The sequence below is a fragment of the Thiohalobacter thiocyanaticus genome (genome assembly GCF_002356355.1).
GTDB lineage: Bacteria > Pseudomonadota > Gammaproteobacteria > Thiohalobacterales > Thiohalobacteraceae > Thiohalobacter > Thiohalobacter thiocyanaticus_A.
This window is the reverse complement of sequence record NZ_AP018052.1, coordinates 2,562,036-2,573,847: the sequence shown is the minus strand read 5'-3', so window position 1 is coordinate 2,573,847 and position 11,812 is coordinate 2,562,036. Positions and strand designations below refer to the sequence as shown.

8 protein-coding genes are annotated in these 11,812 nt (G+C 67.8%); 6 read left to right on the top strand and 2 right to left on the bottom strand.

Annotation, left to right across the window (positions count from 1 at the left end; translation table 11 throughout):
• Window positions 1–7: 7 nt before the first annotated feature.
• The gene (locus tag CFK21_RS15420) at window positions 8–2,026 is read right to left on the bottom strand and encodes a methyl-accepting chemotaxis protein (RefSeq protein ID WP_197702951.1); all 2,019 of its coding nucleotides are present in this window, start codon (window positions 2,024–2,026) and stop codon (window positions 8–10) included.
• A gap of 436 nt (window positions 2,027–2,462) precedes the next feature.
• Complete coding sequence (gene mutS, locus CFK21_RS11880; RefSeq protein ID WP_231971508.1) at window positions 2,463–5,039, bottom strand: DNA mismatch repair protein MutS; 2,577 nt, start codon at window positions 5,037–5,039, stop codon at window positions 2,463–2,465.
• 189 nt (window positions 5,040–5,228) lie between these two features.
• Between mutS and CFK21_RS11875 the strand changes: the two genes are divergently transcribed.
• The 6 genes from CFK21_RS11875 (at window position 5,229) to alaS (ending at window position 11,685) form a co-directional block, all read left to right on the top strand.
• Window positions 5,229–5,531, top strand: coding sequence for a PilZ domain-containing protein (locus CFK21_RS11875; RefSeq protein ID WP_096366857.1), 303 nt, complete (start codon window positions 5,229–5,231; stop codon window positions 5,529–5,531).
• A 213-nt stretch (window positions 5,532–5,744) separates the two neighbouring features.
• Window positions 5,745–6,260 (top strand): CinA family protein, encoded by a 516-nt coding sequence (locus tag CFK21_RS11870; protein WP_096366856.1) that lies wholly within the window; start codon window positions 5,745–5,747, stop codon window positions 6,258–6,260.
• Window positions 6,226–6,777 carry an RNA 2',3'-cyclic phosphodiesterase gene (gene thpR / locus CFK21_RS11865; RefSeq protein WP_096366855.1) on the top strand — a complete coding sequence of 184 codons (552 nt, stop codon included), beginning with the start codon at window positions 6,226–6,228 and terminating at the stop codon, window positions 6,775–6,777. The genes CFK21_RS11870 and thpR overlap by 35 nt, the downstream gene beginning before the upstream one ends.
• A gap of 347 nt (window positions 6,778–7,124) precedes the next feature.
• Window positions 7,125–8,174, top strand: coding sequence for a recombinase RecA (gene recA, locus CFK21_RS11860; RefSeq protein WP_096366854.1), 1,050 nt, complete (start codon window positions 7,125–7,127; stop codon window positions 8,172–8,174).
• 187 nt (window positions 8,175–8,361) lie between these two features.
• A complete protein-coding gene (locus CFK21_RS11855; RefSeq protein ID WP_231971507.1) occupies window positions 8,362–8,853 on the top strand; it encodes a regulatory protein RecX in 492 nt (163 codons plus the stop codon).
• 189 nt (window positions 8,854–9,042) lie between these two features.
• Window positions 9,043–11,685 (top strand): alanine--tRNA ligase, encoded by a 2,643-nt coding sequence (alaS, locus tag CFK21_RS11850; protein WP_096367602.1) that lies wholly within the window; start codon window positions 9,043–9,045, stop codon window positions 11,683–11,685.
• Window positions 11,686–11,812 lie beyond the last annotated feature (127 nt).

The following is an 11,812-nucleotide window of genomic DNA, read 5'->3' as shown; positions in this document are numbered from 1 at the left end:
CTCCCGCTCAGGCATTGAGCCTGATGTGCGAGACGCCTTCCTGCAGCCGGCGCGCCGCCTCGTTGAGTTGCTGGATGGCGCCGTTGGACTGGCGCAGCGACTCGGCCGTCTGCTGCGAGGTCTCGGCCAGCTGCACCATGGCATCGTTGATCTGGTTCGCACCCTGGGCCTGCGACTGCATGCCCTCGTGCACCTCCTCGTAACGCGGGATGAGATTCTCCACCTCCTCGATGATGCGTCCGAGTTGCGAACTGACGTTGCGCACATCGTCCACGCCGGTGCGCACCTCGGTGGAGAACTTCTCCATGCCCATCACGCCGGCCGAGACCGCCGACTGCATCTCCTTGACCATCTGTTCGATGTCCCAGGTCGCCACGGCGGTCTGGTCGGCCAGGCGGCGGATCTCGGTGGCCACCACGGAAAAGCCCACGCCATACTCGCCAGCCTTTTCCGCCTCGATGGCGGCGTTGAGCGACAGCAGGTTGGTCTGGTCGGAGACCTTGTTGATGGTGGTCACCACGGTGTTGATGTTGGCGGCCTTCTCGCTCAGCACCGCCAGCTTGGAATTGATGGTGTTGGTCGCCTCCAGCATGTGGCGCATGGTCTCCTCCATGCGGGTGAGCGAACTGCGCCCGGCGTTGGCCTGCTCGGCGGTCTTGAGCGCGACGTCGGTGACCTCGTGCATGGTGTTGACGAGTTCGTTGGAAGTGGCCGAGATCTGGGTCACGGTGGCGCGGATCTCGTTGGTGGTGGCGGCCTGTTCGTTCACCGTGGCCTCCTGCTGCTTGGCGGTGGCGGCGATCTCGGTCACCGAGGAGGTCACCTGGATGCCGGCCTGCTGGATGCGGGCGACCAGGCTGTTGAGACTGTCCAGCATGCCCTGTACGCCGCTGGCCAGTTCCGAAATGATGTCGTCGTCGCGATAGATCATCAGCTGGCCGGTGAGGTCGCCGCGGGCGGCCATCTCGACGACTTCCTGAATGAGTTCCACCTTGCCGGTCAGGTCCTCGGCGGCCTGGCGCTCGCGCTCCAGGTTCTCCTTCATCTTGCGGGTCATGCGGTTGAAGGCCTGGCCCAGCAGGCTGAATTCGCGCAGCTGGTCCTCGCGCACCTGGCTGTCCAGATCGCCGTCGGCGCCGCGGCGCATGTCCTGGATCAGGGCATTGACCGGGGCGAACAGGAAGCGGTTGAAGATGCCCAGCGCGATCAGCAGCGCGCCGCCGAACAGCACCACGTAGGCCACGGCGGTCTGGTTGCGCACGTCGAGCATGTTGGCCACCAGTCGTTCCTGCGGCTGCTGGGCACTGAGGGTGAGCAGGGGGCTGCCCGCGGCATCCTGCAGCACGTGCTGCACACTGATGCGCTCGCCCTGCCTGCCGGACTGCCAGTCGGGAGAGCGGTACAGCGGCTTGCCGGTGCGGGTGGCGAGCAGCAGCGGCTGTCCCAGTGCGGCCTCCAGCTGCTGCACGGCGGTGTCCAGTCCGGCCTGGATTTCCAGCCAGGCGCTGCGTTGCGGGGTGCCGGCCGGCAGTGTCAGGCTCAGTACCGGCCCGGTCGGCGTCAGACGCAGCTGGCCGCTGTCTCCCGCCCCCCGACGGGCCTGCAGGGTCTCGGGATCGAGGGCGCCGTCCATGGCCAGTTCACCGCTGCCGGCCAGCGGCTCGCCGTCGGCGGAATAGACGCCGACCCGGTAGCCCTCCAGGCCGGTGGTCTGCCCCAGGTCGTGGATTGACTGCTCCAGATAGGCGGCCAGCCGGCGGCTGCCCATGCCGCTGTTGACCAGGATGTGCTGAAACGCCGGATCATTGCCCAGCGCATGGCCGACCAGACGGGCGTTGCGCTCGAGTTGCTGCAGCAACTGGCTGGCATGGGTCTGCAGCTTGCGCTCACTCAGGTCGGTCTGTTCCGTCAGGGCGGCCGCGCGGTAGCGGTTGCCGGAGTACAGGGCCAGTGCCACGGTGGTGGCGCCAACCAGCAGGATGGTGCCGATGGTGATGGCCTTCAACGAAATCTTGTTCAGTTGCATGACGCGTCCTTGTTGCCGATGGGGGCGACCCCGGGCTGTTGTTGTATCCGGTTTGAGTGGCACTTGTTTGTGCCGCGTCATCCCGCGACGGCAGGGGGCCAGCGTTTGTCGGTTCGGCCGCGCATGGATCCCCGCTTTCGCGGGGATGACGGAGAGACCGAAAACCGGCTGATGCAAGGGCCCTCATGTCCGAGTTGGCAGGTCGGGTTGGCCCGTAAGGGCGTAATCCGACAACATCAGCGGTACCTGTCGGGTTACGCTGGCGCCAACCCGACCTACACCTAAGTTTCTTATTTGAATAGCAAAATGGGTGCCATGCGGGGAGAAAAGGCAGCCGGCTGGAGAATGGTATTGATTTCAGAGGGTTAAGGGGTGACGTGAGGCGCGAGAACGGCGGCTGATGTGACGGTTTCGTGGCGGGTCGGGCGCAGCGGCGTCAGTCCAGCAGGCCCTTGAGCTTGTACAGCACATCCAGGGCCTGGCGCGGGGTGAGCTCGTCGGGCTCGATGCCCTCCAGGGCCTCCAGCAGGGGATGGTCGGCCGGGGTGGAGAACAGCCCCAGCTGGGGGCCGTCGGCCGCGCCGGCGGTGGCCGGTTCGATCGGCTGGGCTTCCAGTTCGCGCAGTCGCTCCCGGGCCTGGCGCAGCACCGGCTGCGGGATGCCGGCGAGCGCGGCCACGTGCAGGCCGTAGCTGCGATCGGCCGGGCCCTCCTTGACCGCGTGCAGAAAGACGATGCGCTCGCCGTGTTCCATGGCGTCCAGGTGCACATTGGCGATGCCGGGGTAGTGCTCCGGCAGCTGGGTGAGTTCGAAGTAGTGGGTGGCGAACAGGGTGAAGGCGCGGATGCGCTGCGCCAGGTCCGCCGCACAGGCCCAGGCCAGCGACAGGCCGTCGTAGGTGCTGGTGCCGCGGCCGATCTCGTCCATCAGTACCAGGCTCTGCTCGCTGGCGTTGTGCAGGATGTTGGCGGTCTCGGTCATCTCCACCATGAAGGTGGAGCGCCCGCCGGCCAGATCGTCCGAGGCGCCGATGCGGGTGAAGATGCGGTCGATCGGCCCGATCACGGCCGCTTGCGCCGGCACGAAGCTGCCGATGTGCGCCAGCAGCACGATCAGCGCGGTCTGGCGCATGAAGGTGGATTTGCCGCCCATGTTGGGGCCGGTGATGATGAGCATCCGGCGCGCGTCGTCGAACTCGACATCGTTGGGCACGAAAGGCCTGTCCATCACCTGTTCCACCACCGGGTGGCGGCCGGCGCGGATCGACAGGCCCGGGGTGGGGGACAGGCTGGGCCGGCGCAGGTCCAGGGCATCGGCGCGTTCGGCCAGGGTGGCCAGCACGTCCAGTTCGGCCAGGCCCTCGGCACAGCCCTGCAGCGTGGCCAGATGCTCGCACAGCTGCTCCAGCAGGCTGTCGTAGAGCGCCTTCTCCCGCGCCAGGGCGCGTTCGCGTGCGCTCAGCACCTTGTCCTCGAACTGCTTCAACTCCGGGGTGATGTAGCGCTCGGCGCCCTTGAGCGTCTGGCGGCGCTGGTAGTCGGCCGGGACCTGATCGGACTGGGCTCTGCTCACCTCGATGTAATAGCCGTGCACCCGGTTGTAGCGCACCTTCAGGGTGCTGATGCCGGTGCGTTCGCGCTCGCGGTTTTCCAGTTCCAGCAGAAACTGGTCGGCATGCTCGCTCAGGCCGCGCAACTCGTCCAGCTCGCTGTCGTAGCCGGCGGCGATGACGCCGCCGTCGCGGATCAGTACCGGCGGCGATTCGATGATGGCGCGGCGCAGCAGCTTGTGCAGCTGCGGATGCTCGCCGATGCGCTGGCGCAGTTCGGTCACCAGCGGATCGTCGCTGGCGCGCAGCTGCTCGCGCAGTGCGGGCAGCTGGCCGAGGCTGTCGCGCAGCCCGGCCAGGTCGCGCGGCCGCGCCGATTTCAACGCCACGCGCGAGAGGATACGCTCCATGTCGCTGATACCGCGCAGGCTGTCCTGGTAGGCGGCGTAATTGCAGTTATCGAGCAGCGCGTCCACGCACTGATGACGCTGATGCAGGCGGGCGGTGTCGCGCAACGGCCGGTGCAGCCAGCGCCGCAGCAGCCGGCTGCCCATGCTGGTGGCGGCGGTGTCCAGCACCCCGAGCAGGGTGTGGCGGCGCTCGCCCGAAGGCGCGCTGTCGAGTTCCAGGTTGCGGCGGCTGGCGGCGTCCAGAATGATGGCGTCCTCGCGCCGTTCGTGGGCCAGGCCGCGCAGATGCGGCAGGGCCGCGCGCTGGGTCTCCTGCACATAGCCCAGCAGACAGCCGGCCGCGCCCACCGCCAGCGGCAGGCCCTGACAGCCGAAGCCGGTGAGATCCCGGGTGCCGAACTGCTCGGTCAGCCGGCGATAGGCGGCCTCGGTGTCGAACAGCCAGGCCGGGCGCTGGCGGCTGCCGGGGCGATCATTCAGCCAGGCGGGCAGGGCCGCGCCCTCCGGCAGCAGCAGCTCACTCGGCGCCAGGCGCTCCAGTTCGCCGGCCAGGGCCTCCTCGCCGGCCAGTTCCTGCACCGTGAAGCGGCCGCTGGCCAGGTCCAGCGCGGCCAGGCCGTAGTCGCCCTCGCCATCGACCGCCACGGCAGCCAGCAGGTTGTCGCGGCGCTCGTCCAGCAGGGCCTCGTCGGTCAGCGTGCCCGGGGTAACGATGCGCACCACCTTGCGCTCCACCGGACCCTTGCTCTTGGCCGGGTCGCCGACCTGTTCGCAGATGGCCACGGACTCGCCCAGCTTGAGCAGCCGGCCCAGGTACTGCTCCACGCTGTGCACCGGCACGCCGGCCATGGGGATAGGCTCGCCGGCCGACTGGCCGCGTCGGGTCAGGGTGATGTCGAGCAGGGCGGCGGCGCGGCGGGCGTCATCATAGAAGAGTTCGTAGAAGTCGCCCATGCGGTAGAAGACCAGGATGTCGGGGTGCCCGGCCTTGATGCGCAGGTACTGCTGCATCATTGGAGTGTGGGCGGCATTGGCTGGAGCGGTCCCGGTCATGGCGCGAAGTTTACGTCCCTCGTCCCGGCAAGGCCACACTCACGGCGGTACCCGCTCCCTTGCGCCGGCGGGATGGCTCGTTTTTTCCGTCATTGCGAGCACAGCGCGGCAATCTCATAATGCAGAATCAGCCGGTTGGAGATTGCCGCGCTGTGCTCGCAATGACGTATCCCGAGGAGAGCAGTGCCCATGCGGCGAGACTATGACGAGAAACGCGACTTCCGGCGCATGGCGCTGGACACCCGGATCCAGTGCAAGGACCTGGCCAGCGGCGAGACCTTCTACGGCCATGCCCAGGACCTGAGCAGTCAGGGGCTGTCCATCGACACCGACCGGGAATTCGCCCCCGGCACGCGGCTGGAGGTGCGCATCGTCCCGGAGAAGGCCCTGGTGCCGCCGCTGTATGCCGCGGTCGAGGTGGTGCGGGTGGAGCCCGCGGCCAACGGCCAGGGCTACAATCTCGGCGTGCGCATCCTCGAGCACAAATCCTGACCGATAGAAGGTGGGCAGTAGGATGGGTGCAGGCGCGGAGCACCGTAACCCATCGACCGACCGGCCTCGATGGGTTGCGCTGCGCTCCACCCATCCTACCCGGGCGGGGTATGTTGTAGGTCGGGTTGGCGCAGCGTAACCTGACACCCCGGCGGTGCTGCCGCATATGTCGGGTTATGCCCTCCGGGCCAACCCGACCTACAAGGCTGATCCATGACCCAGAGCACCAATAGCAATGAAGCGCGGCTGTCGGACCTGAGCCGGGCGCTCGGCCGGGCGGCGACCGAGGCCGGGGTGATGCTGACCGTGGCCGAGTCCTGCACCGGTGGCTGGCTGGCCAAGGTCATCACCGACACCCCCGGCAGTTCGCACTGGTTCGACCGGGGCTTCGTCACCTATACCAACGCCGCCAAGCAGGACCTGCTGGGCGTGAGTCCGGCGACGCTGGAGGCGCAGGGCGCGGTGAGCGAGGCGACGGTCCGGGAGATGGCCGCCGGCGCCCTCGCGCACAGCCGGGCGCAGCTGGCCGTGGCCATCAGTGGCATCGCCGGCCCCGAGGGCGGCACCGAGGACAAGCCGGTCGGCACTGTCTGCTTCGCCTGGAACCGGCTCCACCAGGCGCCCCGCGCCGAAACCCTGAAACTGCCGGGCGACCGCGAAGCGGTACGCCGCCAGGCGGTGGAGCGGGCACTCTATGGCCTTCTCGCAGCCCTCGGACATCACGACTGACGCGACGCAGCGGCTGTTCTTCGCCCTGTGGCCGGACGGCGGGGTGCGCGAGCGGCTCGATGCCGCGGCCGCGGCCGCGGCCCGGGACAGCGGCCGGCGGGTCCCGCGGGGCAACCTGCACCTGACCCTGGTGTTCCTGGGCCAGACCCCGGCCGCACGGCGCGACTGCATGATTCAGGCGGCCGCGGCCATCCGCTGCCCGGCCTTTGAGTTGTGCCTGGACCGCTTCGGCCACTTCCGCCGTGCCCGCATCGCCTGGCTGGGACCGACCGCGCCGCCGCCGGCGCTGGTCGATCTGTACCGGCAGCTGAACGCGGCCCTGGCCGACTGCGGCGGCACGCCGGAGACCCGGCCTTTCGCGCCGCACGTCACCCTGGCGCGCAAGGCCGGACGCTGCCGGGCCCCGGCGGAATTCGTGCCCATCGACTGGGCGGTGCGCAGCTTCGCCCTGGTGGAGTCCCCCGGCGACGGCAGCGGCTACCGGGTGCTGGCGACCTGGCCGCTGGCCGCTGCGTGATGGGTTGCGCTGCACCTCACCCGTTCCATCGGGGGGATTGTAGGATGGGTGCAGGCGCGGAGCGCCGTAACCCATCGTCTGGCCGCTCCGCGATGGGCTGCGCTGCGCTCCACCCATCCTACCCGGGCGGGAATTTGTAGGATGGGTACAGGCGCGCAGCGCCGTAACCCATCGACCGGGCGGTCCGCGATGGGTTGCGCTGTGCTCCACCCATCCTACCCGGGTGAGGGATGTTGTAGGATGGGGGAAGCGCCCGCCCCTCTGGACAACTGGATAAACATCCAGTATAACAAACAACCACAAGGGCACGGCCCGAACACCCCTGACAGCACAGCCTGGAGACCCCTATGGACGACAACAAGCGCAAGGCCCTGAGTGCCGCTCTCAACCAGATCGAAAAACAGTTCGGCAAGGGTGCCGTGATGCGGATGGGCGACGTCGGCGCCGTGCGCGATGTCGAGGCCATCTCCACCGGCTCGCTGGGACTGGACGTGGCCCTGGGCATCGGCGGCCTGCCCGCCGGCCGCGTGGTCGAGATCTACGGGCCGGAATCCTCCGGCAAGACCACGCTCACCCTGCAGGCGATCGCCGAATGCCAGAAGACCGGCGGCACCGCCGCCTTCGTCGACGCCGAGCATGCGCTGGATCCCACCTATGCCGAGAAGCTGGGCGTGAACGTCGACGACCTGCTGGTCTCCCAGCCCGACACCGGCGAACAGGCGCTGGAGATCGCCGACATGCTGGTGCGCTCCGGCGCCGTGGACGTGGTGGTGGTCGACTCGGTCGCCGCGCTCACCCCCAAGGCCGAGATCGAGGGCGAGATGGGCGACTCCCACGTCGGCCTGCAGGCGCGCCTGATGTCCCAGGCCCTGCGCAAGCTCACCGGCAACATCAAGCGCTCCAACACCCTGGTCATCTTCATCAACCAGATCCGCATGAAGATCGGCGTCATGTTCGGCAATCCCGAGACCACCACCGGCGGCAACGCCCTCAAGTTCTACTCCTCGGTGCGCCTGGACATCCGCCGCATCGGTGCCATCAAGAAGGGCGACGAGATCGTCGGCAACCAGACCCGCGTCAAGGTGGTCAAGAACAAGATGGCCCCGCCCTTCAAGCAGGTCGAGTTCGAGATCCTTTACGGCGAGGGCATCTCGCGCGAGGGCGAGATCATCGACATGGGCGTGGCCGAGGGCCTGGTCGAGAAGTCCGGCGCCTGGTACTCCTACCAGGGCGAACGCATCGGCCAGGGCAAGGAGAACGTGCGCAACTTCCTCAAGGAAAACCCGGACATCGCCAACGACATCGATCAGCAGCTGCGGGCCAGACTGCTGGTCAAGCCCAAGTCCAGTGCCGAGGAGGCCATGGACGAGGCGCCCGAGCCGGAGGCGCTGAACTAGTCGCGACGGTGGCATGAACGCAGAGGCGCGGAGACGCAAAGAAAGATCAATATATTGAAAAAACCTTTGCGCCTCTGTGCCTCTGCGCCCTCCGCGTTATTATCACCGCACTAGACAAGTCCAAAGACTTCGCGTAACGGATATTGCCCGGCTTCGGCCGGGTAATGTCTTTATGGGACCCGGAATCATGTCGGAACAGGACGAAGCCGAAATGCCGGAACCGGGAGACCGTTCGGTCGAGATCGAGCACAAGCTGGTCGAACTGCTGGCCCGGCGCGAGCACAGTCGCCGGGAACTGCTGCGCAAGCTGGAGCAGCGCGGCTACGGTTCTGACGAGGTTGAACCGGTGCTGGCGGAGCTGACTGCGCAGGGGCTGCAGAGCGAGGCGCGCTTTGCCGAGCACTATGCCCGCGGCCGCGAGCAGCGCGGCTACGGCCCGGTGCGTATCCGTCAGGAACTGCGCGAGCGCGGCATTGACGACGGCCTGATCGCGGCGGCGCTGGGAGCGCTGGAGGTGGACTGGTTCGCCGCCGCCCGCGCCGCCCGGCACAAGCGCTTCGGGGCGGCGGCCCCGGCCGATTTCCGGGAGCAGGCCCGGCAGCTGCGGTTTCTCAACAACCGCGGTTTCGACGCCGAGCAATGCCGCGTCGCGCTGGAGAACGACCCGGCGGACCGGTGACGCGCGGTCCCGCATCAGGTAAGCTTTGAGCCGGATCCAGCGGGCTTGTGTCCAGGCCCGACACATTACCCGTCATCCCGGTGCAGGCCGGGATCCAGTGGCCGCAGCGGTATCTGGATCCCGGCCTGCACCGGGATGACGATCACAGGCATGACAACCGCGATTCATACGGTTGTGGGAATGAGCGGCATGAAGACAAGCGCGGACATCCGCACCCTGTTTCTGGAATTCTTCCGCGAGCGCGGCCACGAGGTCGTGGCGTCGAGTCCGCTCGTGCCGGCCAACGACCCGACCCTGCTGTTCACCAATGCCGGCATGGTCCAGTTCAAGGATGTCTTCGTCGGCAAGGAGACCCGCAGCTACAGCCGCGCGGCCAGTTCCCAGCGCTGCGTGCGCGCCGGCGGCAAGCACAACGACCTGGAGAACGTCGGCTACACCGCCCGCCACCACACCTTCTTCGAGATGCTGGGCAACTTCAGCTTCGGCGACTATTTCAAGCGCGAGGCCATCCAGTACGCCTGGGAGTTCCTGACGCAGACCGCCGGTCTGCCGGCGGAGAAGCTGTGGGTGACCGTGTACGAGGAGGACGACGAGGCCGCCGACATCTGGCTGAACGAAATCGGCGTCGACCCCGATCGCTTCACCCGCATCGGCGACAAGCCCGGCGGGGCCAGATACGAAAGCGACAACTTCTGGTCCATGGGCGACACCGGCCCCTGCGGCCCCTGCACCGAGATCTTCTACGATCACGGCCCCGAGGTCGAAGGCGGTCCGCCCGGCACCCCGGAGGAGGACGGCGACCGCTACATCGAGATCTGGAACCTGGTGTTCATGCAGTACAACCGGGACAAGGACGGCAACATGAGCCCGCTGCCCAAGCCCTCGGTGGATACCGGCATGGGCCTGGAGCGCCTGGCCGCCGTGCTGCAGGGCGTGCACAGCAACTACGAGATCGACCTGTTCCGCAACCTGATCCTGGCCGCCGCCGAGGTGGTCGGGGTGAAGGATGCGGGCCAGAGTTCGCTGCGGGTGATCGCCGATCACATCCGCTCCTGCGCCTTCCTGATCACCGACGGCGTGCTGCCCTCCAACGAGGGCCGCGGCTATGTGCTGCGCCGCATCGTGCGCCGCGCCGTGCGCCACGGCTATCGCCTCGGCGCCGATGGCATCTTCTTCCACAAGCTGGTCGCGCCGCTGGTCGCCGAGATGGGTGAGGCCTATCCGGAACTCACGCAGGCGCAGGCCCAGGTCGAGCGGGCCTTGCGACAGGAAGAGGAACGCTTCGCCGAGACCCTGGACCAGGGTATGAAGATCCTGGAGGCCGATATCGCCGGTCTGTCCGGCAAGGAAATTCCGGGTGAGACGGTGTTCAAGCTCTATGACACCTACGGCTTCCCGGTGGATCTGACCGCCGACATCGCCCGCGAGCGCGAGCTCACCCTGGACATGGCCGGCTTCGAGCGCGAGATGGCCGCCCAGCGCGAGCGCGCTCGCGCCGCCAGCCAGTTCGGCGCCGACTACTCCAGCGACATCGAGGTCCGGTGCAGCAGCGAATTCACCGGCTACGAACACCTGATCGACCGCGGCCGGATCGCCGCGCTGTTCCGCGGCGCCGAGCCGGTCGAGGTGCTGCATGCCGGCGAGTCGGGCATCGTGATTCTGGACAACACCCCCTTCTATGCCGAGAGCGGCGGCCAGGTGGGCGACAGCGGCACGCTGGAGACCGCCGGCGCCCGCTTCACCGTCAACGACACCCAGAAGCGCGGCACCGGCGCGCACGCCCATATCGGCGTGCTCGAATCCGGCGAACTCAAGCTGGGCGAGCAGGTCGAGGCCCGGGTCGACGCCGAACGCCGCCAGGCCACCCGGCTCAACCACTCCGCCACCCACCTGCTGCACGCCGCCCTGCGCCGGCTGCTGGGCGAGCATGTGCAGCAGAAGGGCTCGCTGGTCGAGCCCGAGCGGCTGCGCTTCGATTTCTCCCATCCCCAGGCGATCACGCCCGAGGAACTGCAGCGCATCGAGAATATGGTCAACGACCAGATCCGCCGCAACGTGTCGGTCGATACCCGCATCATGGACATCGATTCCGCCATGCAGGCCGGGGCCATGGCCCTGTTCGGCGAGAAGTACGGCGATCAGGTGCGGGTGCTGAGCATGGGCGACTTCTCGGTCGAGCTGTGCGGCGGTACCCACGTCGAGCGGGTCGGCGATATCGGCCTGTTCAAGATCACCAATGAAACCGGCATCGCCTCCGGCGTGCGCCGCATCGAGGCGGTCACCGGCGACCGGGCCCTGGCTTACGTCGAGCAGACCGAGCAGGCGCTGGGTCGCATCGCGCGCCTGGTCAAGGGCAGCAGCCAGGACGCCGAATCCCGGGTGCAGCAGCTGCTGGAGAAGAACCGCCAGCTGGAGAAGGAACTGGAGCAGCTCAAGAGCAAGCTGGCCAGCAGCCGCGGCGGCGATCTGGCCAGCGAGGCGGTGGAGGTCGAGGGCATCCAGGTGCTGGCCGCCCGCCTGGACGGCGCCGATCCCAAGTCGCTGCGCGACACCCTGGACCAGCTCAAGAACAAGCTGGGGGCAGCGGCCATCGTGCTGGCCGCGGTCAATGATGACAAGATCAGCCTGGCCGCCGGCGTGACCAAGGCCGAGACCGGGCGCGTCAAGGCCGGCGAACTGGTCAATCACGTGGCCCGGCAGGTGGGTGGCAAGGGGGGCGGGCGGCCCGACATGGCCCAGGCCGGCGGCAGTCAGCCCGAGCATCTGGACGCGGCCCTGGCCTCGGTGCCGGAATGGGTGCGCTCCGTGCTGACAGAAAGCCAGAGCGCCTGAGCGGTCTCTGTCATTGCGAGCGTAGCGTGGCAATCTCGTCCCGCATAATCAGCCGGTTAGAGATTGCCGCGTCACTTCGTTCCTCGCAATGACGTTTATTGTTTTCATGCCCGAAAATCCCATCGGG

Coding starts and splice junctions, on each gene's coding strand:
- CFK21_RS15420 (WP_197702951.1), bottom strand. CDS start 2,026: ATGCAACTGAACAAGATTTCGTTGAAGGCCATCACCATCGGCACCATC.
- mutS (WP_231971508.1), bottom strand. CDS start 5,039: ATGACCGGGACCGCTCCAGCCAATGCCGCCCACACTCCAATGATGCAG.
- CFK21_RS11875 (WP_096366857.1), top strand. CDS start 5,229: ATGCGGCGAGACTATGACGAGAAACGCGACTTCCGGCGCATGGCGCTG.
- CFK21_RS11870 (WP_096366856.1), top strand. CDS start 5,745: ATGACCCAGAGCACCAATAGCAATGAAGCGCGGCTGTCGGACCTGAGC.
- thpR (WP_096366855.1), top strand. CDS start 6,226: ATGGCCTTCTCGCAGCCCTCGGACATCACGACTGACGCGACGCAGCGG.
- recA (WP_096366854.1), top strand. CDS start 7,125: ATGGACGACAACAAGCGCAAGGCCCTGAGTGCCGCTCTCAACCAGATC.
- CFK21_RS11855 (WP_231971507.1), top strand. CDS start 8,362: ATGTCGGAACAGGACGAAGCCGAAATGCCGGAACCGGGAGACCGTTCG.
- alaS (WP_096367602.1), top strand. CDS start 9,043: ATGAAGACAAGCGCGGACATCCGCACCCTGTTTCTGGAATTCTTCCGC.